We start from the raw sequence: 25,543 nt of genomic DNA, 5'->3' as shown, positions 1-25,543 counted from the left end.
GCAGCGTTCCGTCGGCGACATCGCGGCGATCCGGCCGGGTAACAGCCGCCGCGCAGGCTCCTGGGCATGACCCAGCGATGCCGGCCCCCGGCGGAGGTTCCCGACATGTCCACCCCCACGATCGTGGTCGTCGGCCACGGCATGGTCGGCCAGCGGTTCCTGGAGGCACTCGCCGAGCGCGGGGTGACCGCACGGGCGCGGGTGGTGGTGTTCGCGGAAGAGCCCAGGCCCGCCTATGACCGGGTGCGGCTGACCTCGTACTTCTCGGGCCGTACCCCCGATGAACTCACCCTCGTGGAACCGGACTTCCTGGCGCGCCACGGCATCGAGCTGCGACTCGGCGACCCCGTCGACGTCATCGACCGCGCGGCCCGCACGGTCATCTCGCGGGCCGGGCACACCGTCGGTTACGACACGCTGGTCCTGGCCACCGGCTCGTACCCGTTCGTACCGCCGGTGCCCGGCAGGGACGCGACCGGCTGCTTCGTCTACCGCACCGTCGAGGACCTGCTGGCGATCGAGGCGTACGCGAAGTCGGCCCGCACGGGCGCGGTCGTCGGCGGCGGGCTGCTGGGGCTGGAGGCGGCGGGCGCGCTGAAGGGGCTCGGGCTCGACACGCACATCGTGGAGTTCGCGCCCCGTCTGATGCCCGTCCAGATCGACGAGGGCGGCGGCGCGGCCCTGCTGCGGACGATCGAGTCCATGGGGCTGACGGTCCACACGGGCGTCGGCACGGACGAGGTGACGACGGACGCCGAGGGGGCCGTCAACGGGATGACGCTGTCGGACGGTTCGGTTCTCGCCACCGACCTCGTCGTCTTCTCCGCGGGGATCAGGCCCCGGGACCGGCCGGCCCGGGACGCCGGGCTGGCGGTCGGCGAGCGCGGCGGGATCGTCGTCGACGAGTGGTGCCGTACCTCCGACCCCGCTGTCTTCGCGATCGGCGAATGCGCGCGGACCGCCGACGGCCGGGTGTACGGGCTGGTGGCGCCCGGATACGAGATGGCCACGACGGTCGCCGCGGTCCTCGCCGGGGAGCGGGGGCCGGGCTTCACGGGCGCCGATCAGTCGGCCAAGCTCAAACTGCTGGGGGTGGACGTGGCGTCGTTCGGTGACGCGCACGGCGCCACGCCGGGCTGCCTGGATGTCGTCTACGCGGACTCCCGTTCCGGGGTCTACAAGAAGCTGGTGGTGGACCCGGACGGCACGCTGCTCGGCGGTGTGCTCGTGGGCGACGCCGACGCGTACGGCATGCTGCGGCCCCTGACCGGCTCCGTACCGCCCGTCCCCGCCGCGCGGCTGGTGCTGCCGGCGGACGCGGGCGCCCCGGCCGCGCTCGGCCCCGACGCGCTCCCGGACGACGCCGTGATCTGTAGCTGCCACAACGTCTCCAAGGGTGCGATCGCCGCCTGCGCCACGCTGCCCGAGGTACGCACACACACCAAGGCGGGTACGGGCTGCGGCAGTTGCGTCAAGGTGATCGGCCAACTCCTCCCCACCGCCGGGGGCGACCGGGGGCTGTGCGGCTGCTTCCCCTACACCCGGGCCGAGTTGTACGAGATCGTCCGCACCCTGCGCGTCACCTCCTACGCCGGGCTGCTCGACTCGCACGGCCGGGAGCGGGCGCGCGGCGGTGACGGCTGTGAGATCTGCAAGCCCGCCGTCGCCTCGGTCATCGCCTCGCTCGCCCCCGCGCTGGGCGTCAGCGGCTATGTCCTGGACGGCGAACAGGCGGCCCTTCAGGACACCAACGACCACTTCCTCGCGAACATCCAGCGCAATGGCTCGTACTCGATCGTGCCGCGTATCCCCGGCGGCGAGATCACCCCGGAGAAACTGATCGTGATCGGCGAGGTGGCCCGGGACTTCGGTCTCTACACCAAGATCACGGGCGGCCAGCGGATCGATCTGTTCGGCGCCCGGGTGGACCAGCTCCCGCTGATCTGGACGCGGCTCGTGGACGCGGGCTTCGAGTCGGGGCACGCGTACGGAAAGTCGCTGCGTACGGTCAAGTCCTGTGTGGGGCGGACCTGGTGCCGCTACGGAGTCCAGGACTCGGTCAGGATGGCCATCGAACTGGAGCTGCGCTACCGGGGGCTGCGCGCGCCGCACAAGCTGAAGTCGGCGGTGTCGGGGTGCGCGCGGGAGTGCGCGGAGGCGCGCGGCAAGGACTTCGGGGTGATCGCCACGGCGAACGGCTGGAACCTGTACGTCGGCGGCAACGGCGGTGCCGATCCGCGCCACGCGGATCTGCTCGCGCGGGATCTGTCGGACGCGGAGCTGGTACGGCTGATCGACCGGTTCCTGATGTTCTACATCCGTACCGCCGACCGGCTGGAGCGGACCGCCGCCTGGCTGGAGCGGATCGAGGGCGGGCTCGGCCATGTGCGGGACGTGGTGGTCCATGACTCGCTCGGGCTCTGCGCGGAGCTTGAGCGGCTGATGGCGGCGCATGTGGCCGGCTACCGCGACGAGTGGGCGGAGACGATCAATGACCCGGAGCGGCTGAGCCGGTTCGTCTCGTTCGTCAACGCGCCGGACACCCCTGACCCGTCCGTGAAGTTCGTACCGGAACGCGATCAGGTCAAGCCGGACCTGACCTTCCTCACCCTGACGCCCCGGGAAGAGGTGAACGCCGGATGAGCAGGCCGACCCCCTCACCCGCGATGCTCGAACTCCTCCTCGACGACGGATGGTTCGCGGTCTGCGACGTGTCCGCGCTCACCCCTGGGCGCGGAGTGGCCGCGCTGCTCCCTGACGGACGTCAGGCGGCGGTCTTCCTGGACCGCGCGGGCCGCCCGTACGCGATCGGCAACCGCGATCCGTTCTCCGGCGCGCAGGTTCTGTCACGCGGGCTGACCGGTACGCACGAAGGACGGCCCTTTGTCGCCTCCCCGCTGCTCAAACAGCGCTTCGACCTGATCACGGGCCGCTGCCTGGACGACGACGAGGCCGCCGTCCGCGCGTACGAGGCACGCGTACGGACCCCCGCGCCCGCCTGAGCCCTCTCCCGTCGATCACCGACAGAGCGTCGATCACCGACAGAGCCGGGGCACTCCGACGGCTTTGCCATTTCTTTACAACCCGTTCCGCCGCTGCCTCGTCTCTCCGCTCGATCCGTTACCCAGTCCGCCGAACCACCGGGCGGACCGACGAAAGAGAGCGAGTTATGCGCCGCATCATCCTGAGCGCCACGGCACTTGCGTGCACCGCCGTGCTGGCGAGCACCGTGCCCGCGTTCGCCGACGAGACGCCCACTCCCCAGGCGTCCCGCCCGGCCACCGAGGCCCCGGCCCAGGACGCCGGGCCGGCCGAGGCCGAGGCCCCGGCCCAGGACGCCAGGCCCTCCAAGGTCCCGGCCCGGGACCAGGTGTCCGTCGTACCGAGCGGAGCGCCCGACACCGGTGTGGCGCTCGTCTCGACGCCGTCCGGATCCGACGCCGGGCTGATCGGCGGGGGCGCCGCCGCGGTGCTCGTCGCGGGCGGCGCGGCCGTCTTCGTCCTGCGCCGCCGGGGGACGACCGGGGCATGACCTCGCCCTCCAGGCGCGCGTTCATCGCCGTGGCGACGGCCTCGCTGCTCGTGAGCTGCGGCGGCCCCGGGGCGGGCCGGGACACAACGGCCCGCCGCGGCGGCACGCCACCGCCCTCACGTTCCTCCGGGTCCCCCGCGACGGCCGCGCACGCCCTCGGGCGTTCGGTCCCGGTCGCGTTGCGGATCCCGGCCATCGGGGTCGACACCCCGGTCATGGAGCTCGGGCTGGCGCCGGACGGCAGTGTGCAGGTGCCACCGATCACGGCCGACGACCGGGCGGGCTGGTACCGGCACTCACCCACGCCGGGTCAGGCCGGCCCGTCGGTGATCCTCGGCCATGTCACGGTCGGCCGCTATGGGGACGGGGTCTTCCGTCACCTCGGGCGGCTGCACCGGGGCGACCGGATCGTGGCGCGTCTGAGGAACGGCACGGAGGCGCCGTTCGCCGTCAGCTCCGTACGGACGGTCGCCAAGGCCGACTTCCCGACCGACGACGTATACGGCGACGTGAGCGGTCCTGAGCTGCGGCTCATCACCTGCGGCGGCGCCCGTGCCGGTGGCGAGTACCTCGACAACGTGATCGTCTTCGCCGCGCTGAGCTCGGGAAGTCCCTGACCCGCCGCCCGGATCCCGGTCCGTTGGAACCGTATGCCAAGGGACCGGGATCCTTCCTCACACATGCGTCACAACCCTGGAGAGCGTTGAAACGGTCCCGCGAGAAGGCAGCGTCCGAGCTGTTCGGCGCCCTCTACCCGCGCCTCGCGGGCTGGTGCCGCCGTCTCGTCGACGACGACGGGACGGCCCACGAGATCGCCTCCGAGGCGTTCACCAGGCTCTGGGCCCGCTGGACGTCCGTGGAGGAGCCCCGCGGCTTCCTCTATGTCACCGCGGCCAACCTCGTCCGAGACCACTGGCGCAAACTGGAGCGCGAGCGCAAGGCCATGCACCGCGCTGCCACCGAAGTCGCCGTCCGCCCCCACGCCGAACACGAGGACCCGTCGGTACGGCTTCTCGTGCAGTCACTGCCCGAACGACTGCGTGTCGCGGTCCTGCTGCACTACTACGCCGACATGCCGATCCGGGAGGTGTCCGAACTGACCGGGCGCAAGGAAGGAACCGTCAAGGCCGACCTCCACGCGGCCCGAGAACTGCTCCGCGCCCATCTGAGGAGAAGCCTTGACCACACGCTTTGACGACGGCCCGGAGTTCGAGCCCGATGACCCTCTCGCGGTGATCCTGCGGCCCTCCTCCGACAGCCTCGGCCCGCCCGCCGGCCGGTACGAGGCGATCCGCCGCGCCGCGGCCCGGCGCCGGCTGCTGCGCACCGCGTCCAGGGTCGGCATGGCATGCGTGGTCGCCGCCCTCATCGTCCTTCCTCTGCGCCTGGCCGCACCGGAGTCACCCGCGTCCCCGACGGTCCCCCTCGCCCCACCGACCGTGCGCGGCCCTTCGACCCCACCGCCCTCACAGGCCCCGCCGACGAAGCCCGACCTCGTCACTCCCAGCCCCGAGCCCACGGCCACGCAATCCGCCGGGCCGCCGTCGGAGCGAGATGCCCCCGACGCCATCCCCTCAAGCCGCCGCCCGGCCGAGAACACGCCGGGTGAGCGCACCGGTTCATCCCGCCCTGTCCACTCTCCCGGCCCCCTGGACGACCGGCCGGAATGACGACTCCTCACCACTCGTTCAGACGGCGGCCATGGACATCCCCTAGGCTCCTGCGACGCGCGACCCCGTGGCGTCGGCCGGCACCGCGGGGCGGTCACGACACCACCATGGAGCGACCAGTGGAACGTCGCAGTTTCCTGCGCGGAGCGGTCATCGGTACGTCGGCCGCGGCTTTCGGCGGCACCCTGTGGCGCGGCGCCGCCTACGCCGCACCCGCCCAGCCGGGCGCGGGCCCCTACGGAGCACTCGGCACGGCGGACGCCAACAACATCCGGCTCCCCGCCGGATTCACCAGCCGGGTCATCGCCCGGTCGGGGCAGCAGGTCCCCGGCACGTCGTACAGCTGGCACAACGCCCCGGACGGCGGCGCCTGTTACGCCGACGGCACCGGCTGGATCTATGTCTCCAACTCGGAGATCGACCCGTCGGGCGGCGCGAGCGCGGTCCGCTTCTCCTCGACGGGCGCGATCACCGCGGCGTACCGGATCCTCTCCGGCACCCGGCAGAACTGCGCGGGCGGCAAGACTCCGTGGAACACCTGGCTCTCCTGCGAGGAGGTGGACCGCGGCTATGTCTACGAGACCGACCCGTGGGGCGTGAAGGCGCCGGTGCGGCGTGACGCGATCGGCCGCTTCAAGCACGAGGCCGCCGCCGCGGACCCCGTACGCAGGACGATCTATCTCACCGAGGACACCACCGACGGCTGCTTCTACCGCTTCACGCCCACCACATGGGGCGATCTGTCGGCGGGCCGTCTGGAAGTCCTGACCGCGGGTACGGGTACGAGCGGCCCGGTGGGCTGGGCGACGGTCCCCGACCCGAGCGGCGCCTCGACGGCCACCCGTAACCAGGTCTCCGGCGCGAAGCGCTTCAACGGCGGCGAGGGCTGCTACTACGCCGACAACACCTGCTGGTTCACCACCAAGGGCGACAACCGGGTCTGGCAGTACAACGTGGCCGCGGGGACCATCGAGCTGGCCTACGACGACTCGCTCGTCTCCGGTACGGCGCCGCTGACCGGTGTCGACAATGTCACCGGCTCCTCCTCCGGCGATCTCTTCGTCGCGGAGGACGGCGGGAACATGGAGATCTGTGTGATCACCCCTGACGATGTCGTCGCGCCGTTCCTGCGGATCAGCGGCCAGTCCGGCTCCGAGATCACCGGACCGGCCTTCTCCCCCGACGGCAAGCGGCTCTACTTCTCCAGCCAGCGCGGTACCAGCGGGAGTTCGTCGGGCGGTATCACCTACGAGGTCACCGGCCCGTTCCGGGCGTAGAGCCCTTCCGCCTGGCCGCCGCCCCGCAACAGGGCGGCGCCCAGCGGGGTGAGGGTGTGCAGGACGGCGTTGCCGTGCCGCAGGGTGACGACGAGCCCCGCCTCGCGCAGGACGCAGGCGTGCTGGCTGGCAGAGGCGAGGGACACGCCGGTTCTGCGAGCCAGCTCGCTCGTGGTCGAGCCGTGCTCGATGGCGCGCAGAACGGCCGAACGCGTATGCCCGACGAGCCTGCCGAGCGTGGGTCCGCCACGCTCCGTGACGGCGGGCGCCTCGGAATGGGTGACGGGATAGACCAGGACGGGCGGCAGCGCGGGGTCGCGGTAGACGACCGGTGTGGAGCGGCAGAAGAACGACGGCTGGAGCAGCAGTCCCCGCCCGTCCAGCAGCAGTTCGCGGTCGAACGGGTAGTCGGCCTCCAGCACCGGGGAGCGCCAGCGCAGCATCGGCGGCAGCGTGGAGAGCAGTTCGTCCGCGCCGCCGTCGAGCAGCGCCCGGCCGCGCAGCGCCCGGTCCGCCTCGACCCTGGCCCGGATATGGGGCCAGTACGGCTCGACGGCGGCCCGGTGGTACGTACGCAGCGCGTCGACGAGCCGGCCGGGGCAGCCGGGGCAGCCGTCGGCGAGCGAGGCCAGCCATCCGCCCGGGTCTCTGCCACGCCCGTGGTCCCGCTCCCGCTCCCGGTCCCTGGCACAGTCCCCGGCCCCCGCCCGGCCCCTGTCCCCGTCCCCGGCCCGGCCCCTGTCCCTTCCCCTGCCCCGGTCCCTTTCCTGGCCCCGTCCGGTCGCACGGGACCGCCCCAGGACGAGCAGGGCGAGTTCGGCGCGGATTCTCTCCTGTGGTGTGGCGCGCAGCGCCTCAAGGCCCGCCTCCAGGCCCGTGTCAAAGCCGAGCCGTCCCTGAGCCGGCGTCAGGAAATCCGGGAAATAACCGCGCTGTGGAACGAGCGCGGAGAGCAGACTTGTTTCACCGTTCAACCGGGTTCGCGTTTCCCTGCGCCATTCCCCGAAGGTGAGCGGGCCGCGTCGGTCTCTTATTCGATGAAAGCTGAGAATCGTTTCCCACAGCGGGTCGGGCCCGGCGGCCATCCGTACCCCGCCGAGGTCCTTCCCGGTGAAATGAATACGCAGCATCAAATCTCCACTTGTTGCAGCCACAATCTCCCCAGCAGCCCCCAGCACTGAGTATGCAGGTCATCACGGGCTGTTACCACGGTGTTTCGGCCACAGTTGAAACGCTTCGCGGTGGCGCGCGCGAAGCGAAAAGCTGTACCTCGTCGGGCATGAAACCTGGACGACCGAATAGGCGTGGCGAAGGCCGTGGGGGGCTTTGCCCGCTCGGCGGCGGTCGGTCGAGGTTGCGGCTCCATGTCCGGCCCGCGTAAAAGGGGCGCGACCGGTGGGTGGGGATCCACCGGTCGCGCTCTACCCGTTACCAGCCGTTACCCGTGAGGCAATTCAACACGGCGTCCACCACCCGCACATGACGAAGGGGCGGGCGCCTCCGCACAAGGCGCCCACCCCTTCTCTGCCCCGGAGCCGTCCCGCCGGTCGGGCGAGGGTCAGGGATCAACCGGCAATGCGGCTCGGGTGTTCAGAGGAAATCCACCACTTTCTCTCGGGAATCACCAAAAGTCATCGGAACCCTCATGGACGTCATCGGGATTCAGCGGGAATCACTGCCGGCCGACGACGCCGCCGCGCGGCCCGCCTCCAGCCGCGCCACCGGGATCCGGAACGGCGAGCAGGAGACATAGTCCAGACCCACCTCATGGAAGAAGTGCACCGACTCCGGGTCACCACCGTGCTCACCGCAGACGCCGAGCTTGAGCCCCGGCCGGGTGGCCCGGCCCGCCTCGGAGGCGCTCCGCACGAGCGCGCCGACGCCGTCCCGGTCGATCGTCTCGAACGGCGAGACCCCGAAGATCCCCTTCTCCAAGTACGCGGTGAAGAAGCTCGCCTCCACGTCGTCGCGGGAGAAGCCCCAGACGGTCTGGGTGAGGTCGTTCGTACCGAACGAGAAGAACTCCGCCGCCTCCGCGATCTGTCCCGCGGTCAGCGCGGCGCGCGGCAGCTCGATCATCGTGCCGAGCGCCAGCGTGAGTTCGACCCCGGTGGCCCGCTCGACCTCGGCGATGACCCGCTCGGCCTCGTCCCTGACGATCTCCAGCTCCTGGACGGTGCCGACGAGCGGGATCATGATCTCCGGGCGGGGGTCGCCCTTGGCGTTCTTGCGCTCGGCCGCCGCCTCCGCGATGGCGCGTACCTGCATGGCGAACAGCCCGGGGATGACCAGGCCGAGCCGTACCCCGCGCAGACCGAGCATCGGGTTCTGCTCATGGAGCTTGTGCACGGCCTGGAGGAGACGCAGATCGTTCTCGTTGTGGTCCTTGCGGGCCTCGGCGAGGGCGACCCGTACCGACAGCTCGGTGATGTCGGGCAGGAACTCGTGCAGCGGCGGGTCGAGCAGCCGGACCGTCACCGGCAGGCCGTCCATCGCCTCGAACAGCTCGATGAAGTCCTTCTTCTGGAGCGGCAACAGCGCCCCCAGCGCCTCTTCCCGCTCGTCGTCCGTGTCGGCGAGGATCAGCTTCTCGACCATCCCGCGCCGCTCGCCCAGGAACATGTGCTCCGTACGGCACAGCCCGATGCCCTGGGCACCGAAGCGGCGGGCGCGCAGCGCGTCCTCGGCGTTGTCGGCGTTGGCGCGCACGCGCAGCCTGCGGCGGCGGTCGGCGTACGCCATGATCCGGTGGACGGCCTCCACCAACTCGTCGGCGTCGTCGGCGCCCGCGTGCATCCGTCCCTCGAAGTACTCGACGACGGGTGACGGTACGACCGGGATCTCGCCGAGGTAGACCTTGCCGGTCGAGCCGTCGATGGAGACGACGTCGCCCTCCTCGATGACGGTCCCGTCCACCGTCAGCCGGCGCGACTTGGTGTCGACCTCCAGCTCCTCGGCGCCGCAGACACAGGTCTTGCCCATGCCCCGGGCGACGACGGCGGCGTGCGAGGTCTTGCCGCCGCGCGAGGTCAGGATGCCCTCGGCGGCGATCATCCCGTCCAGGTCGTCGGGGTTGGTCTCGCGGCGGATGAGGATGACCTTCTCGCCGGACCGGGACCACTTGATGGCGGTGTACGAGTCGAAGACCGCCTTGCCGACGGCCGCGCCCGGGGACGCGGCGATCCCGCGCCCGAGCAGCTTCCCCTTCGCGTTCTCGTCGAACCGCGGGAACATCAGCTGGGCCAGCTGGGCGCCGTTGACCCGCTGGAGCGCCTCGGCCTCGTCGATCAGCCCCTGGTCGACGAGTTGGGTGGCGATCCGGAAGGCGGCGCCGGCGGTGCGCTTGCCGACGCGTGTCTGGAGCATCCACAACTGGCCGCGCTCGATGGTGAATTCGATGTCGCACAGATCCCGGTAGTGCGTCTCCAGGGTCTCCATGATGCCCATGAGCCGGTCGTACGACGTCTTGTCGATGTGCTCCAGCTCGGCGAGCGCCACGGTGTTGCGGATACCCGCGACGACGTCCTCGCCCTGCGCGTTCTGGAGGTAGTCGCCGTACACGCCCTGGTGGCCGCTGGCGGGGTCGCGGGTGAAGGCGACGCCCGTGCCCCCACCTCTCGATGTCGCGGTCGGGCCGAGGTTGCCGAAGACCATGGAACAGATCGTGACGGCGGTCCCGAGGTCGCCGGGGATGCGCTCCTGACGGCGGTAGAGCTTGGCGCGGTCGGTGTTCCAGGACTCGAAGACCGCGCGGATCGCCAGATCCATCTGCTCGCGCGGGTCCTGCGGGAAGTCGCGGCCCGCCTCCCGGGAGACGATCTTCTTGAACCCCTCGACCAGCTTCTTGAGGTCGGCGGTCTCCAGATCCACGTCCGTGGCGGCGTTCTTGGCCCGCTTGGCCTCCTCCAGCGCCTCTTCGAAGAGATCCCCGTCGACGCCGAGCACGGTCTTGCCGAACATCTGGATCAGCCGGCGGTACGAGTCCCAGGCGAAGCGCTCGTCGCCCGCCTGGGCGGCGAGTCCGGCCACGGAGGCGTCGGAGAGCCCGACGTTCAGGACGGTGTCCATCATGCCGGGCATGGAGAACTTGGCGCCGGAGCGTACGGAGACGAGCAGCGGATCGTCCGCCTGGCCGAGCCTCTTCGCCATCTTCTGTTCGAGGGAGTCGAGATGCGCGCTCACCTCGTCGCGCAGTGCGGCCGGTTCGGCACCACTGTCGAGATAGATGTTGCACGCCTCGGTGGTGATGGTGAACCCCGGCGGGACAGGCAGCCCGAGGTTGGTCATCTCGGCGAGATTGGCGCCCTTGCCGCCGAGGAGGTGCTTCAGATCCTTGTTGCCCTCGGTGAAGTCATAGACGAACTTCTCGCCCTGGAGCGTGGGGGTGGCTACATGGGGATCGCTGTTTTCCGACACGGGTCCGACTCCTCAAGGACGCGGTGGCTGCCCTGACGGCGAGGAACATACCCAGATCGAAGGCGCCTGGGTACGGCCACTTGCCTGTCATACGGCCTTAACCACCCGTCCGCCAGCAGATCGAAAGTGACCTTGGCGTGATGGCTCTCAGCCGCCTCCTTCACGCCTCGAAGCGGCCATGACCCGGACATGACCGGATGCGCTCATATGAGTGATGACATCGCCGTCTGAGTTCAAGTGATGAACACAGAAAGGGTGGCACTGCGTGCCACCCTTCCCCTTCTGCACTCGCTCAAGATCCGCTCATCTGAGCCTTGCCCACATCAAACGTGGCGAGAATCACGCCCTCGAATGGCCTATCCGATGTCCCCGGACGGTGTCCCGGGACGGCTCCCCGTACCCCCGGGTCCGCAGCCGCGCAGCACCGCCAGGTCGACATCCTCCAGACTCCGGGCGAAGTACCGCCCCACCGCGGGGTCCACCGGCAGCAGCGAGGGCACCACCAGCACCGCGCACCCCGCCGCCTGGGCCGAGGCGCTGCCGTCCGGCGAGTCCTCCACGGCGACACACGCGGCGGGCCCGACGCCGAGCCGCTCGGCCGCCGCGCGGTAGGGATCGGGGTGCGGCTTGGTCCGTACGGTGTCGTCGGCGGAGAGCGTGAAGGCGAACGGCACATCGGCCAGCGAACCCGCGACCACCGAGTCCACGACGGCCCGCGGCGACGCGCTCACCAGCGCGAAGGGCACCTCGGCCCGCTCCAGTTCGGCCAGCAGCCGCCGGGCGCCGGGACGCAGCGGTGCCCCCTCCTCCACGCGCCGGAAGAAGGACCCGGTCAGCTCCGCCGCGACCGTGTCGGCGCATCCGCCGCCCGTGACGCGCACCAGATGAGCGGCGGTGTCGGCGACCGCCCGGCCGACCACCTCGGGGGCGTCCGCGCCGGTGAGCCGGTGGCCGAGGCTCCCGGCGATCTCGTCGGCCGTCTCCCACCACAGCACCTCGGTGTCCACGAGGGTGCCGTCCATGTCGAAGAGCACGGCCGCCGGCGTCGTCGCCGTACTCACGCGCCGCTGCCCGGGGCCGGCACCACGAGGACGGGGCGCCGCGCGGGCTCGACCCTCGCGCGTACCCCCGGGACCAGTTCGCCCGCGTCCCGGGACGGCACATCGGACTTCACGGAACCGCCGCCCGGCAGATCGAGCAGTACGCGCGTGACCGAGCCGAAGAAGGACGCGGAGACGACCGTCGCCGTACCGGCCGGATCGGCGGTGGCGGTGATGTTCTCGGGCCGGATCAGCACCTCCACCTCCCGGCCCGCCGCGGGGAGTTCGCCGTCCACGGGCAGGGTGACACCGGCCACCTCGACCTGCCGGCCGTCCGTGAGCCGGCCGGTCAGCCGGTTCATCGTGCCGACGAACTCGGCGACGAACGCCGTGGCGGGCCGCTCGTACAGCTCCGCGGGCGGCGCGCACTGCTCCAGCCGGCCCGCGTTGAGCACCGCCACCCGGTCGGCCATGGAGAGCGCCTCCTCCTGGTCGTGGGTGACGAAGATGGTGGTGATGCCCAGCGACAGCTGGAGCCGCCGGATCTCCTCGCGCAGCGTCAGCCTGACCTTGGCATCGAGTGCCGACAGAGGCTCGTCCAGCAGCAGGACGCGCGGGCGCAGCGCCAGCGCGCGGGCCAGTGCGACCCGCTGCTGCTGGCCGCCGGACATCTGGTGCGGGAAGCGGTCGCCGTGCTCGGGAAGGCCGACCAGTTCGAGGAGTTCGGCCGCGCGGGCGTGCCGCTCGGCGGCGGACACCTTGCGCACCCGCAGTCCGAACGCCACGTTGTCCCGGGCGTTGAGATGCGGGAAGAGGCTGTACGACTGGAAGACCATGCCCGAGTCGCGCCGGTTGGCCGGTACGCGGGTGATGTCCTCGCCGTCCACCAGCACCTCGCCCGAGTCCGGCTGCTCGAAGCCGGCCAGGACCCGCAGGGCCGTGGTCTTGCCACAGCCCGAGGGGCCGAGCAGCGCGAGGAGTTCACCGGGCCGCGCCGTCAGATCGAGCCCGTCGAGGGCGACGGTCGGGCCGAACGCCCGGCGCAGACCGCGGAATTCGACCAGGGCGCCGGTCGCGCCCGTGGTCTCCGCCGCCGGACGGTCTTCCTCCGGACGGTCTTCGGTTGCTGTCGAGGTGAGAGACATGGGAGGTCTACTCCTTGCCGGAGGCGGGAGAGGTGGGAGAGCCGGAAGAGGCCGAGGGGGCGGGCGGCGCCGGCGTGGCCGAGGCGGCGCGGGTCCCCGCACGCGACAGAAGCAGCAGCAGCGCCCAGGTGATCAGCAGGCTGAGCAGCGAGACGGCCACCGACATCCGCGCCTGCGCGCCGGAGACGGAGACGACCCACACCGCGAACGGCTGGAAGCCGAGCAGCGAGGCGATCGTGTACTCCCCGAGCACCAGCGCCAGGGTGAGGAAGGAGGCACCGGCCAGCGAGGAGCGGAGGTTGGGCAGGATGACCCGCAGGATCACATACGGTCTGCTCGCCCCGCAGTTGCGCGCGGCCTCCACCAGGGTCGGTACGTCCACGGCACGCAGCCCGGCGTCCAGCGAGCGGTAGACGAACGGCAGCGCGAGCACCGTGTAGGCGAGCACCAGCACGACCGGGAACGACTCGTTCTGCACGGCCAGGAAGGTCTGATAGAGCGGGGTACGGGAGAGATGGTCCGGTCCCCAGCGCAGCACGGTCGTGACGCCGGTGACCAGCGCGATCGGCGGCACCACCAGCGGCAGCATGCAGACGATCTCGACGAGCGGGCGCAGCCGGGGCGCGCCGAGCCGTACCGCGATCAGCGCCGGCACGGCCAGCAGCAGCGCGAGCGCGATGGTGGCGGCGGCCAGCCCGAGGGAGAGCAGCAGGCTCCGGGTGAAGCCCTCGGCGGAGAGGATCCCGGTGTACGCGGCGAAGGAGACGCCCTGTCCCGGTGTGTGGACCGTGAAGACGAACGAGGACAGCAGCGGTACGAGGAAGTAGAGCCCGGCGAGCGCCAGCACCGCGCCACGCCAGACGCGGGGGCGGCGGCGCGCCCGTACCCGTACGGCCTTGCCGTCCCGTGCCCGGCGCGGGGTCCCGCCGGGGGCGGGGGCGGCGGTCGGTGTCAGTGCAGCCATCGGGTGCTCCGTCGCTGGAGGGGCAGATAGACCGCCATGACCAGACCGGCGATCACGATCATGTCGAGGCTCAGCGCGAGCGCCACGTTCTCCTGTCCGACCAGGACGTTGCCGGAGAGCGCGTCCGCGATCTTCAGCGTCACCAGCGGGACCGAACCGCCCACGAGCGCGGCGGCGGTGGCGTGCGCGGCGAAGGCGCTGCCGAAGAGCAGTACGAACCCGCCGAGCAGCGAGGGCGCGAGGACCGGCAGTCCGACATGGCGCCAGAACTGCCCGGTGGTGGCACCGGCGTTCTGCGCGGCCTCGCGCCACTGCGGGCGCAGACCGTCCAGCGCCGGGACGCTGACCAGCACCATCAACGGCACCAGGAAGTAGAGGTAGATGACGACGAGCCCGGTGAACGAGTACAGGTTCCAGCCGGCGCTGTCGAGATGGCCGAGCCGGGTGACCACACCGGAGATGCCGAGGGTGGCGACGAACGCGAACGCCAGCGGGATACCGCCGAAGTTGGCGAGCACCCCGGAGGCGGTGAGAACGGCGTCGCGCAGCGCGCCGCCGCGCGAGGTGACGACCGCCTGGGCGATCAGGGTACCGAGCAGGGTGGCGATCACGGCGGTGAGCGCGGAGAGTTCGACACTGCCGGCCAGCGAGGTCAGATACGGGCCCTGGAGCGAACGCTGAAGGTGCTCTCCGGTCAGGGCGGTGGCGCCGGTGACCGGGTCGTCGCGGGTGACGGCCCCGTACACCAGCGCGCCGACCGGCAGTCCGAAGCACAGCGCGGCGAAGACGAGCAGCGGGAGGGCACCGAGCCAGGCGCGCGGCGCCCGCCGCCGACGGCGTGTTCCGTCGGCGGCGCCCGGTGCGGACGAGGAGGGGGTGGGCATCAGGAGACGGCCTTGTCCCAGTTCTCGGCGAGGGTGGCGTTGGCCTTGTCCAGTTCGGCGGACTCGGGGAAGCTCGGGGTGCCGTCGACCTTGGGGAGCTTGGCGACGAAGGTCTTGTCGGCGGTGCCGTCGGTGGTCATCGAGGGCAGCAGCACGGGGCGCGCGTACCCCTTCAGCCACAGGTTCTGGCCCTCGGTGCCGTACAGGAACTCCATCCACAGCCGGGCGGCGGCCGGGTGGGGCGCGTCCTTGTTGATGGCCTGCGAGTAGTACTGCGCGTACACGCCGTCGGCCGGGATGGCGACCTTCCAGTCGACGCCCTTGCCGCGGAACTGGTCGGCGTAACCGGCGTTGAGGTAGTCCCAGTCGATGCTGATGGGCGTCTCACCCTTCTCGACCGTGGCCGGGGTGGACTCGACGGGGATGAAGTTGCCGTTCTTCTTCAGCTTGCCGAAGAAGTCGATACCGGGCTGGATGTCGCCGAAGGAGCCCTTGTTGGCGAGCGACGCCGCGTACACCCCGCCGAAGGCCGAACCGGACTTGGTGGGGTTGCCGTTGAGCGCCACCTTGCCCTTGTACTCGGGCTTGAGGAGATCGGCGAAGGTCTGGGGGCAGTCCTTGATCCGGGCCGCGTCGCAGCCGATCGAGACATAGCCGCCGTAGTCGTTGAACCAGCGGCCGTCCTTCTCCTTCTGGGTGTCCGGGATCTTGTCCCACGCCTCGACCTTGTACGGCGCGAAGAGGTTCTCGGCGGCACCGCTGCGGGCGAAGGCGATCCCGAGGTCCAGGACGTCGGGCGCGCGCTTCTGGCCCTTGCGGGACTTGACGGCGGCGATCTCGTCGGAGCTGGAGGCGTCCGGGTTCTCGCTGCTGACCTTGATCTTGTACTTGGCCTCGAACGCCTTGATGACCTCGCCGTAGTTGGCCCAGTCCGGCGGAAGGGCGATCACATTGAGCGTGCCCTCCTTCTCGGCGGCCTTGACGAGGGCGTCCAGCCCGCCGAAGTCGGCGACGGAGGCGGCGGTCGCGGCCTTGGCGCCCGCGGCGGAGTCCGCGGAGTCGTCGGGCGCCGCGCCACAGGCGGTGAGCGCGGTGAGCGCGGCGGTGCTGAGCGCCACGGCGGCGGCGAGCCGGCCGTTGGCGCGGACACGGAGTCTGGTCACGCGGGGTCTCCCGGAGCGAGAAGTGAGGGTGTCGGGGGGTGTCACTTGTTCAGACAAGATGGCATCAGTTCGCCCGGCTCAGGTATCGCGGACATGAACGGACGATGACCATGGCGACAGGAACCGAGGAAGACCAAACCCGTACAACTGGCTGGCGATGCCAGTGAAGGGGGACGGAAACACCCACGGAAACGTACGGTTAGAGTGAAGGTCAGGTGCGCGACGGTTGGACGTACCTGTGCACAGTTGGTTGATCCGAGGGGGCAGGCGTGGCATCAGGCACGAGCGGATCGCGCTATCTGGAGATCGCCGAGGCGCTGCGGCAGTCGATTCTGAGCGGCGAACATCCCGTCGGCGCCCGGCTGCCCTCGGAGAGCGATCTGGCGGCCCACTGGTCGGTCTCGCGCGGCACGGTACGGCAGGCGGTCGGGCTGCTCGCCTCGGAGGGGCTGATCGGCTCCCGGCAGGGCGCGCGCCGGGTCGTACTGCGCCAGGAGCGCCGCCACAGCTTCCAGCAGCTCAACAGCTTCGCGCAGTGGGCACAGGCCATGGGCAGCGAGGTGTCCAGCCTGATCCTCAGCCGTACGACCCGGCCGGCCACCGCCGAGGAGGCGTCCCGGCTGGGCGTCGAGCCGGGGAGCGAGGTGCTGTACGTCGTGCGCGTGCGGCGGCTGGACGGGGAGCCGGTGATGGTCGAGCGCACGGCCTATACGGACTGGGTCGCGCCGGTCGTACGCGCGTTGCCCGACGATGTCGTCTCGATCATGAACAGCATCGCGGAGGACGCCGGCATCGTCGCCCACTACGGCGAGCACCTGATCGACGCCGTCGCGGCGGGCAGCGAGGACGCCCGGCTGCTCCGGGTCCGCCGGGCCAGCCCGCTGCTGCGGCAGCGCCATCTGACGAACACGGCGGCGGGCCGGCCCATCGAGTGGACCGACGACCGCTATCGCGCGGGCAGCGTGGCGTTCAGCGTCAGCAACTCGGCGGCGGCGGCGCCGCTGGAGCGGCAGGCGGGTCCCGAGGTGGCCAGAAGCCCGTCGGGCGACTGACGGCCCGGCACGCCCCGGAAGCGCCGGGCACACCCCGCGAGTGGGCTCGCCTCAGCCGCCCGACGTGTCCAGTTCCGCGTCCGCGCCGATACCCGCGCAGTCGTACGGGTCCTTCAGCCAGCCGTCCGGCAGGACGACCCGGTTGTTCCCCGAGGTACGCCCGCGCGGTCCGTCCGCGCCGTCCGGCCACGGCTGGTCCAGATCGAGTCCGGCCATCAGCTCGTCCAGCTCGGCGAGCGACGAGGTGATCGCCAACCGCTTGCGCAGCTCAGAGCCGACCGAGAAGCCCTTCAGGTACCAGGCCACGTGCTTACGGAAGTCGATCACCCCGCGGGCCTCGTCCCCGATCCACTCCCCCAGCAGCTCGGCGTGGCGCCGCATGACGACCGCGACCTCGCGCAGCGTGGGCCGCGCCGTCCCACCCCGCCCCTCGAAGGCGGCGACCAGGTCCCCGAAGAGCCACGGCCGGCCCAGACAGCCGCGCCCCACGACCACACCGTCACAGCCGGTCTCGCGCACCATCCGCAGCGCGTCGTCCGCCGACCAGATGTCGCCGTTGCCGAGCACGGGGATCTCCGGGACATGCTCCTTGAGCCGCGCGATGGCGTCCCAGTCCGCGGTGCCGCCGTAGTGCTGGGCGGCGGTCCTGCCGTGCAGCGCGATCGCGGTGACGCCGGCCTCGACCGCGATCCGCCCCGCGTCGAGATAGGTGAGGTGGTCGTCGTCGATGCCCTTGCGCATCTTCATCGTGACCGGCAGATCCCCGGCGTTGGACACGGCCTCGCGCAGGATCGCCCGTAGCAGGGGCCGCTTGTACGGGAGAGCCGAGCCGCCGCCCCTGCGGGTGACCTTGGGGACGGGGCAGCCGAAGTTGAGGTCGATGTGGTCGGCCAGATCCTCGTCCACGATCATGCGGACCGCCTTGCCGACGGTGACCGGGTCCACTCCGTACAGCTGGATCGAGCGCGGGGTCTCGGTCGCGTCGAAGTGAATGAGCTGCATGGTCTTCTCATTGCGCTCCACCAGCGCCCGGGTGGTGATCATCTCGCTGACGAACAGCCCCGCCCCACCGCTGAATTCGCGGCAGAGCGTCCGGAACGGAGCGTTGGTGATCCCGGCCATGGGGGCGAGCACCACCGGCGGCCTGACGGTATGGGGGCCGATGGCCAGCGGGGCGGCCGGAGGTGCGGCGAGCGTGGCGAGTGGAGCGGTCATCCGCCCATTGTCGCGCACGACACGAGTCATTAGTTAGTCGTACTATCAATGAATGCCCGAGCTGAGCCATCGACGGCGGATGCTGGTGCTGGCGATCTGCTGCATGAGTCTGCTGATCGGCCACTTTCCTTAAATGCAGTCGACCTAAGGAAGTGGCTTCGGGATGATTGACACCAAGATGAATGCGGCCGGAAGGTACGACACTCCAGAGACCACCCCGTACGACGGATGTGGCCTTTGTCTAGTGGGTGTGCGTCGGCTCTCCCGAAAGTCGGACGCCACCCATTCCCCGAGCAAGCAGCGAGACAAAATCATTGCTGCTGTCGAGGCCGTTGGCGGGCACATCATCGCGTGGGCCGACGATTGGGAAGTCTCAGGCTCCACTGACCCCAGGACCCGCCCCGGCTTCGGGCCATGGCTGCGCGGCGAACAAGGTTCCTATGACGGGATTGCGGGTGCTGCGGTAGATCGCATCGGCCGCAATGTTCGGGACATCCTAGAGACCGCCTACAGCAATCACGAGGCCGGACGTGTCCTAATCACCGCCGATCATGTCGGTCTATGGAATCTGGATGATCCAAACGAGGAAAACGAACTCACGCTCAAGGCTTTGGGCGCGCAGATGGAGCACCGAAATATACGAACGCGCAACCGTGACGACATCCAGAATTGGCGCAAAGACGGACGGAAAAGGGGAACCCTTTCTTATGGATACATCTACGTCCGACGCTCCGTTCATGGAGGCGTTGATTATGTTGCACTGGATGAAGAAGAGTTCGAAAAAGACCCCGGTGTTTTGGCGGTAGAGAATGCCCGAGATTTGGCAACCCGAATTCTGAGTGATGAGACCGGTCTGATCACTCCTTCCAGCGAAGGGGCCCGGCTGACTCGTGCTGGAGTTTTGAGCCCGATGGACCGCCGCCGAGTGCAATACGGGAGGGAGCCCAAAGGAACTCCATGGACCGATGTTGCCATCGTTCACATTCTGACAAGTGAAGCAAGTCTCGGTTACCTTATGCACGCCGGAAAGCCCGTCATAGGAAAAGACGGCCGCCCCATTCAAATCGCGCCGCCACTCTGGAGCCCTGAGACGCGCTTGGCTCTCCTTGCGAAGTTGGCTCCGAAGCCCAGGAGTAAGAGGGCACCACGAGGCACCTACATGCTCAGCGAGCTGGCATTCTGCGGAAACTGCGGAACTCGACTCTACCTTGGAGGGAACCCCCAAAAACCCGTACACACGTGCAAGGCTCGATCTAAAGGGATCGTCACAGCCGAAGAATGCCCAGTATCCCCGACCATGCAGGTAACGACAATGGACTCAATGGTCAGGGAATACTTCCTCTCACGTCATGGCCACGCTCAGGTCATGCGCAAAGTTTTTGTTCCGGGAACGGGATATGCCGAACAGATTCGCGAACTTGAGAAGAATCAGGGGAGGCTGAAAGAAGACCGAAACGCAGGTGTCTACGACTCCAACGCTGACACCGAATGGTATCGCGCCGAGTATAGGCGAATGAGTGATGAGATACGGGAGCTGAAGAAACTTCCGGAGCACGCCCCCAGCATGCAATTGATGCCCACAGGGAAAACCGTTGCGGACGAATGGAATGCGGCTCGGGACGATGCGGCCCGCCGCGAACTGCTCGCAAAATTTGATGTCCGCGTCACGCTTTGGCCGAGCGATTCACGGCAACGCATTACAATCACATCCCTGAATCCATATGCGACACCAGGAAAGGAACACGGGGAAGAAAAAGAAGATGAGCGACAGGTAGCGGAAGCGACCTAGCGGAGAGTCCGCACAGGAGCCCCGGAGGTTGACCCCGGGGCTCTTTATTTCTTTACCCTATGCCTCAGGTGAGAGATTCAATATCGGGCGAGCGTATCGTACATAAATTTCGTTCCGCATAGCGAAGTCAACGTATTCCAAATGCAGCTCGCCATGAACCTTTCCTTCAATTTTCAAAATCCGATTTACCATGTCCCCCATGACGTCTCGTAGAGTCCATCCATTGATGCGCAGGGCAAAAACCCCCAGGTCTGTACGGGAATTCAGCGTGAATGACAGTGTTTCTCTAACGGATTCCACGGTCACCGATGTGCGGGTTGCTTCAGTGAGTAGTTCCCACCGATCAGTTTCGGATTTCAGTTCATACCAAACGCCGCCCATAAGGCGAGATACCTCACGTGCAATATGGAGATGAGGGGTCGTGACGCGCCAGCACGGCAGACCAGCCGTGGTCTCTGCCGGTCGGTCGAAGTGGAACCAGCCGACAGGGTCAGCCATCGAACCCCGCCCACATCCTGTGCCGGATGTCCCGCAAGGTGGCGATGTCCTCCGCGATCCCTCGCGCGATCTCTGCTTCAGCCACGGTGTGCCCCGAGCCGACGTAGCGCCATGCCGCTTCCGTGGCCGTCGCCGGGCCCAACTCTTCTTCGGGGCGGATGTGGACGACACGAGCCGCGCGCAGTTCACCGTAAGTGGTGGAGTAGCGGTGGCTCTTGGTCAGGACATGACCCCTGTAGCCGAGCGTGTGTGCCCAGGTTCTCAGGCGCAGGTGTTCCAGCCCCATGAGGCCGCCCAGGCGCCAAGCTGTGCCCATGAGCGCCCGGACGTGTCCAGAGACGCGAGCCAAGACAATGTCCTCGAACGTCGTCATCCGACAGTCGGTGCCGCCTGAATCACCGACTCCCTTGGACACGTACTTGGCCACGTACGCGGCCACGGCCTCATCACTGATGGGACCGCCGTCCACGAAGGCCCGGCGGATGGGGTGTACGTCGATCTGCTCTCCCCACCGGAAGATGTACTCACCGAGACCGGACACGTAGGGCATCGAGACGGATACCGAAGCCGCAACGGAGCGCACCGCGTCTTCAAGGAGCCTGGCAGTGGCCCAGTCCGGCGGAGGCGTCTCGGGGCCGTCTGGTCCGTCAAGGCGGATCACCGCGTGGAAATGCACGGCGCCGCGCCGCTGAAACTCCGTGACCTTGGCAAACGACAGTCTCAGATGATCGCTTACGCGAGCCTGAGAAGTGCCGGCCGCAGCAGCCAAGCGGCGCCGCACTGACCGCATAGTCCGATTCCACAGCTCTCCGGCATGGGCGTGCCAGAGCACGTGGGAGGCGTAGTCATAGCAGCGGGGACAGAGCGGTTGGCCGACTACTGGATCATCCGGAGCATGGACCAGGCCACAGCCGACAGGGCAGTCATGCTCGCACTGCCCGCCGTCACGGCGAGGGCGGCACTGCCCGCCGTCAGGAGTGGTGCGGTGTACCGGGCCAAAGGAAGGAGCTGTAAGGGTGACGAACAGCCGGGGGTGCGCCGTCACCGCCGAGGGGACGCCTTTGCCGCCCAGCAGGCCCGCGCGCATCAGATGGAAGGTGTCCCCGGAGTGGAGCCAGGAGCACGGCGCACAGCGTGAAGCGCGCCGGTTGCGGCACCGTACGGCCAGACGTCCGCCAGGCTCAGTAGCGGTTGAGTAGTGGCGCAGTACCTCACCAGTGGCCGCATCCAGAGTCGTTGACCCACCAGAGAAGTAGACCGGGTGAGCACACCCGCCGGTCGCTCTGATCTGGTCTCGCCAGCGCCCGAATCCTGGTTCGTTGGCCAGACGGATCATGTCCCGTTCAGTGGCAGAAAGAAGGCGCGCACGCTCCGCCACATCCAGGACGGAGCGCCGCGCCTCAGCGGTAGAGGCGGACATACGGGAGGTGACCTTCCACAGGGGGCAGTCACGGGGACTGCCAGGAATGAGACAGGGAGGGAATGCACGGTGATTGCTCCTTAGATGCGGTAACGGCCGGTTCAGTGATTGCGTCGGCGGCGGTCTCGGCAGCAGCGACAGCGCCTCAGGTGGCCGCCGATGGTGCGGAGCCGAACGCGTCGGCACACCGGGCAGCGGATGTAGCCGTGAGGCATGATCACCCCTATCCGAGGAGGCGGCCGATCAGCCAGCCGACCATGTTGTAGACGACGAAAAAGGCCGCTGTCTGGCTCACGTAGAAGCCGAACAGGAAGATCAACCCCGCCGACCACCACACGACCTCTCGTGCCCGGATCAGGAGCACCGTGGCCAGCCCAAAGACCAATGCCAGCGGGAGAGCGGAGGCTTCGGCCATACCCCAAGCCAGTGTTGTCACGCTGCGCCACCCCCTGATGTCACAGCGCGCAGGCTAGCGAGTACAGGGGTCCGCCCCGCGTTGTGCTCAGCCCAATGACGTGCCTCATCCGGAGTGACCAGCGACGAGCGCGCCCGCATCCACTGACCGCCGACGGTCGTAACCGCCACGCCCGCTTCTCGCTCCGTGATCGATTGAGCCACGATGACAGCGTCCGGGCTCAGGTCGCCGAGCGTCATTTCCGCAGTGCGTTCGTCATGGACTCGGTGACAGACCCTGCCTGCGAGTTGAGCACGAAGAGCTGTTGCACCCGGGCCTAGATCACTGCCGAATCTTTGAGCAGCGACTACCAGGTGTACGCCGAGGGCCGCGCCGAGCTGTGCCACCCGCAGAAGCAGCGTCGTGCACTCTTGGGCTTCTTTGCGCCCGCTCAATGAGCCACCCGACAGGTACAGCTCTGCGACTTCGTCGACAACAACGACGATGGGCACCGGCCGTATGTGATCGCTGAGTTCCCAGATCGAGCGCACACCGGACGTCCGACAAAGAGACATGCGCTCTTCCATCTCGGTCACCAGTGCATCCAGCACGGATAGGGCTTCAGCACGCGATGTAGCCAGAGCGGACAACCGACGTTCAAACAGGCTCAGTTCCATACCGCCCTTGCAGTCGATACCGACCAAGGCCACAGGTTGAGCGCCCAGTTCGGTCACCAGGGCCGACAGCAGTGTGGACTTGCCCGACTGCGTCGCCCCAGCGATCAACCAGTGAGGAGCACGCCGGAAATCCACCACCCACCGGGAGCCGTCTTCCACACGGCCGACCACGGCCGCCAACAGACGGGGAGCGGAGAGCTTCCCCCACGACTCGCTGTTCTCCAGAGGATTTCGCACGGTGGCGATCACTAGAACCTCTCCCTTCTTGACGGAGATCACCCGCACCGACCACATACGCCACGTATGGGCGAAAGCTTCGCTGTTGGCGACGAACGCCGCCGGGGTCTGCCCGGGATGCAGATGCACCCGCACGCTCAGGCCAGTTGGTGTCACCTGCGGGAGACCCAGCCGTGGCGGAAGAGGGCGGATCGTCACGCCCCGCACCATGGAGTCCTTACCGATCACCATGTAGCGGGGACGCCGGACTACGCACAAGTCGGCTGTCTGACAAAGACGCCGCCAAGTCGCCAGCATCCGAATCGCCGTCAGCGGATAGCCGAGCAGGTACCAGGCCCAAGGGCCGCCTTTGGCCATCCTTTGAACCCAGACCGGAAGTCGAGGTTGCCACCACCACTGAGTCATCAGCACGAAGGCAGCGACCGCGCAGACGCCAGACAAGATCCAATCCCACGACATCAGCACAGACCATCACCCGCCCGCGCACACTGACGATCTGTCAGAATTCTTTCGGCGCGTTCGGCCGCCGACACAGCGTGACGCTGCACCAGGGCCAACATCGCATCAACATCAGCACCGCCAGCAAGCGCCGACAGCACCGCGTCACAGCCGCCAAGCACCCGTAGATCACGCATGAGTGCCGCCACCATGTCGTCGTGTGAACTCATGGCTCTCTTCCTTCCTTGTCGCGCGTGTAGAGGAAGGCCGCGATTTCGGCCGCCTCCTTGGTGTCCGCCCGCATGCGTTCCAGAGACAGCCGCCGCATTTCCTTGCCCATCGGGCGCTTGTCCATGAGAAGGACCAGCACGGCGAGACTGGTGATGCTTTCGAAGAGCGCATCCCAGTCCCAGTCAGGGTCAGGGTCAGGCACGAGGGTCACCGGCCCCGGCTGTTCTGCTTCGGGACGCGGGAACGGGCGGCGTCTGTGCCGGAGCCGCAGGCGCGATGCCCGACGCCCGAAAGGACGTCCCCTTACGTCCGTCGATCTCCCAGGCCACCGCCACCAGATCAGCGACATGCACACGCATGCCCTCAGCCAGGCCAGACGGCTCACCTGGAGTTGCCACCTCGATCACGTCAGCGCGACGAGTGCCCGTCTGCCTGACGGATACGCCGGTGACATAGATCGAATTGCCTTCGCGATCCTTACGGATCTCGCCCGTGTCGGGCACGACGCGCGGCTCTGGAGGAACCACAACCATCAGAGTGCCCAGGCGAGTTACGTCTACAGGGATACTTTGCACAGGGTCCCCACTCTCTTGGCCCGCAGCCGCGGATTTGCATTCGCGACTGTCTAGTTGCGAGTGCAAAGCATTACTCAAGAGGGGGCTGGGTGTCTAGAGGTTTCAGCCAAAACCGTCGCCGCGAGCTTCGAAATCGGCACCACGGCCACGGAGTTGCCGTCTGACCAGGCCCAGGAGAGAGACATCTCGCGCCTGACAAGGGACAGTGGCCCTGGCACCAGGGCGAGTGGATCACCGCGATAGGTCGGGAGTCAGCTTCCCCGCCAGCCCAAGCCCCAGCCGCGCGGACCGGGCCCAACTCGCCTGCGGCGGCGCCACGCAGAGGACGCCCGCCTCAAAGGCCGGTCCAAACGGTCTAACTTTTCTGTACTTACTCAAGGGCGCGCCTGCGGCGCGCCGGGCGGACGGGACGCCTCGTCCGAGCTGCGGCCTGGCGGCCGGTCTCGGACGAACGTCCCACCGCCCGTCAGCCCGGAAGCGCCCCGAGCCGTCCAGAGACGACTAGGCGCCTCCAGACGGGCCCCAATGGGCACAACCTCAGCGACCGCAGTCCTTCGCGTGCTGGCGCTGTCGAGGCGAGGCGGAGCCGGGACCGGGCGCGTACATCTCAGCCCTACAGCCAGAACAGGTCACCCACTGGTGCCCCTGACTGTCCTCTTCCACCCGCACTTTGCCTCGTCCCTTGCTCCGCAGGGAACGCCCAACCGTCTTTCGCTTTTCTGGCATTGATCCACCAGCCTCTCTCGTCTCCCGTCACAGCCATGATGCTCAGTCCGGTCCCTTCTAACCAGGGCACGTCCATCATGGAAAAGTGCCGGCCGCACCCCGCCGACAGGCCAAAGACGCGGGTCAGCCAGGCGGTTTACGTGGCCTGCCGTCCGCCGCCTGCTCCATGTGCCCAATGCCGCCGACGAGGCAGCGACGGG

At 68.6% G+C, this 25,543-nt stretch carries 22 protein-coding genes; 9 read left to right on the top strand and 13 right to left on the bottom strand.

Features of this window, described 5'->3' with window-relative positions; genetic code table 11:
* The first annotated feature begins 105 nt into the window (after positions 1-105).
* The 7 genes from nirB to AB0M67_RS12760 all read left to right on the top strand — a co-directional run bounded on the left by nirB (position 106) and on the right by AB0M67_RS12760 (position 6,479).
* Positions 106-2,643 (top strand): nitrite reductase large subunit NirB, encoded by a 2,538-nt coding sequence (nirB, locus tag AB0M67_RS12790; RefSeq protein ID WP_365745359.1) that lies wholly within the window; start codon positions 106-108, stop codon positions 2,641-2,643.
* The gene (gene nirD / locus AB0M67_RS12785) at positions 2,640-3,002 is read left to right on the top strand and encodes a nitrite reductase small subunit NirD (RefSeq protein WP_365745358.1); all 363 of its coding nucleotides are present in this window, start codon (positions 2,640-2,642) and stop codon (positions 3,000-3,002) included. The genes nirB and nirD overlap by 4 nt, the downstream gene beginning before the upstream one ends.
* Positions 3,003-3,169: 167 nt before the next feature.
* Complete coding sequence (locus tag AB0M67_RS12780) at positions 3,170-3,532, top strand: sortase-dependent protein (RefSeq protein ID WP_365745357.1); 363 nt, start codon at positions 3,170-3,172, stop codon at positions 3,530-3,532.
* Complete coding sequence (locus AB0M67_RS12775) at positions 3,529-4,149, top strand: class F sortase (RefSeq protein ID WP_365745356.1); 621 nt, start codon at positions 3,529-3,531, stop codon at positions 4,147-4,149. Before AB0M67_RS12780 ends, AB0M67_RS12775 begins: the two co-directional genes overlap by 4 nt.
* A gap of 86 nt (positions 4,150-4,235) precedes the next feature.
* Positions 4,236-4,727 (top strand): RNA polymerase sigma factor, encoded by a 492-nt coding sequence (locus AB0M67_RS12770; RefSeq protein ID WP_365745355.1) that lies wholly within the window; start codon positions 4,236-4,238, stop codon positions 4,725-4,727.
* Positions 4,711-5,202, top strand: a complete 492-nt coding sequence (locus AB0M67_RS12765; RefSeq protein ID WP_365745354.1) for a hypothetical protein — start codon at positions 4,711-4,713, stop codon at positions 5,200-5,202. Before AB0M67_RS12770 ends, AB0M67_RS12765 begins: the two co-directional genes overlap by 17 nt.
* Before the next feature lie 119 nt (positions 5,203-5,321).
* Positions 5,322-6,479 carry an alkaline phosphatase PhoX gene (locus tag AB0M67_RS12760; RefSeq protein ID WP_365745353.1) on the top strand — a complete coding sequence of 386 codons (1,158 nt, stop codon included), beginning with the start codon at positions 5,322-5,324 and terminating at the stop codon, positions 6,477-6,479.
* Here the strand turns inward: AB0M67_RS12760 and AB0M67_RS12755 are convergent.
* The 7 genes from AB0M67_RS12755 to AB0M67_RS12725 form a co-directional block, all read right to left on the bottom strand.
* Complete coding sequence (locus tag AB0M67_RS12755) at positions 6,449-7,609, bottom strand: winged helix-turn-helix domain-containing protein (RefSeq protein ID WP_365745352.1); 1,161 nt, start codon at positions 7,607-7,609, stop codon at positions 6,449-6,451. The genes AB0M67_RS12760 and AB0M67_RS12755 overlap by 31 nt on opposite strands.
* 532 nt (positions 7,610-8,141) lie before the next feature.
* Complete coding sequence (gene ppdK / locus AB0M67_RS12750) at positions 8,142-10,895, bottom strand: pyruvate, phosphate dikinase (protein ID WP_365745351.1); 2,754 nt, start codon at positions 10,893-10,895, stop codon at positions 8,142-8,144.
* 356 nt (positions 10,896-11,251) lie between these two features.
* A complete protein-coding gene (locus AB0M67_RS12745) occupies positions 11,252-11,956 on the bottom strand; it encodes an HAD family phosphatase (RefSeq protein ID WP_365745350.1) in 705 nt (234 codons plus the stop codon).
* Complete coding sequence (locus tag AB0M67_RS12740) at positions 11,953-13,080, bottom strand: ABC transporter ATP-binding protein (RefSeq protein WP_365745349.1); 1,128 nt, start codon at positions 13,078-13,080, stop codon at positions 11,953-11,955. Before AB0M67_RS12740 ends, AB0M67_RS12745 begins: the two co-directional genes overlap by 4 nt.
* A gap of 7 nt (positions 13,081-13,087) precedes the next feature.
* Positions 13,088-14,044: an ABC transporter permease subunit gene (locus tag AB0M67_RS12735; protein ID WP_365745348.1), complete on the bottom strand. Its 957-nt coding sequence runs from the start codon at positions 14,042-14,044 to the stop codon at positions 13,088-13,090.
* Entirely contained in the window at positions 14,032-14,928 is an 897-nt protein-coding gene (locus AB0M67_RS12730) for an ABC transporter permease subunit (protein WP_365745347.1), read from the bottom strand. Before AB0M67_RS12730 ends, AB0M67_RS12735 begins: the two co-directional genes overlap by 13 nt.
* The gene (locus tag AB0M67_RS12725) at positions 14,928-16,091 is read right to left on the bottom strand and encodes an extracellular solute-binding protein (RefSeq protein WP_365745346.1); all 1,164 of its coding nucleotides are present in this window, start codon (positions 16,089-16,091) and stop codon (positions 14,928-14,930) included. The genes AB0M67_RS12730 and AB0M67_RS12725 overlap by 1 nt, the downstream gene beginning before the upstream one ends.
* A 269-nt stretch (positions 16,092-16,360) precedes the next feature.
* On the opposite strand from AB0M67_RS12725, the gene AB0M67_RS12720 reads away from it, so the two are divergent.
* Entirely contained in the window at positions 16,361-17,143 is a 783-nt protein-coding gene (locus tag AB0M67_RS12720; protein ID WP_365745345.1) for a GntR family transcriptional regulator, read from the top strand.
* Positions 17,144-17,194: 51 nt separating this feature from the next.
* Here the strand turns inward: AB0M67_RS12720 and dusB are convergent, their stop codons facing one another.
* Positions 17,195-18,358 (bottom strand): tRNA dihydrouridine synthase DusB, encoded by a 1,164-nt coding sequence (dusB, locus tag AB0M67_RS12715; RefSeq protein ID WP_365745344.1) that lies wholly within the window; start codon positions 18,356-18,358, stop codon positions 17,195-17,197.
* Positions 18,359-18,521: 163 nt separating this feature from the next.
* Here dusB and AB0M67_RS12710 point away from each other — a divergent pair, with 163 nt between their 5' ends.
* Positions 18,522-20,147 carry a recombinase family protein gene (locus tag AB0M67_RS12710; RefSeq protein WP_365745343.1) on the top strand — a complete coding sequence of 542 codons (1,626 nt, stop codon included), beginning with the start codon at positions 18,522-18,524 and terminating at the stop codon, positions 20,145-20,147.
* A gap of 490 nt (positions 20,148-20,637) precedes the next feature.
* Here the strand turns inward: AB0M67_RS12710 and AB0M67_RS12705 are convergent, their stop codons facing one another.
* The 5 genes from AB0M67_RS12705 to AB0M67_RS12685 all read right to left on the bottom strand — a co-directional run bounded on the left by AB0M67_RS12705 (position 20,638) and on the right by AB0M67_RS12685 (position 24,244).
* Positions 20,638-21,981, bottom strand: a complete 1,344-nt coding sequence (locus AB0M67_RS12705) for a replication initiator (RefSeq protein WP_365745342.1) — start codon at positions 21,979-21,981, stop codon at positions 20,638-20,640.
* A 307-nt stretch (positions 21,982-22,288) separates the two neighbouring features.
* Entirely contained in the window at positions 22,289-22,480 is a 192-nt protein-coding gene (locus AB0M67_RS12700) for a hypothetical protein (protein WP_365745341.1), read from the bottom strand.
* A gap of 17 nt (positions 22,481-22,497) precedes the next feature.
* The gene (locus AB0M67_RS12695; RefSeq protein ID WP_365745540.1) at positions 22,498-23,832 is read right to left on the bottom strand and encodes an FtsK/SpoIIIE domain-containing protein; all 1,335 of its coding nucleotides are present in this window, start codon (positions 23,830-23,832) and stop codon (positions 22,498-22,500) included.
* Positions 23,832-24,041, bottom strand: coding sequence for a hypothetical protein (locus AB0M67_RS12690; RefSeq protein ID WP_365745340.1), 210 nt, complete (start codon positions 24,039-24,041; stop codon positions 23,832-23,834). Before AB0M67_RS12690 ends, AB0M67_RS12695 begins: the two co-directional genes overlap by 1 nt.
* Positions 24,038-24,244, bottom strand: a complete 207-nt coding sequence (locus AB0M67_RS12685; RefSeq protein WP_365745339.1) for a hypothetical protein — start codon at positions 24,242-24,244, stop codon at positions 24,038-24,040. Before AB0M67_RS12685 ends, AB0M67_RS12690 begins: the two co-directional genes overlap by 4 nt.
* Positions 24,245-25,543 lie beyond the last annotated feature (1,299 nt).

The sequence above is a fragment of the Streptomyces sp. NPDC051662 genome, assembly GCF_040681655.1.
GTDB lineage: Bacteria > Actinomycetota > Actinomycetes > Streptomycetales > Streptomycetaceae > Streptomyces.
This window is presented reverse-complemented; position numbering and strand designations above follow the sequence as displayed.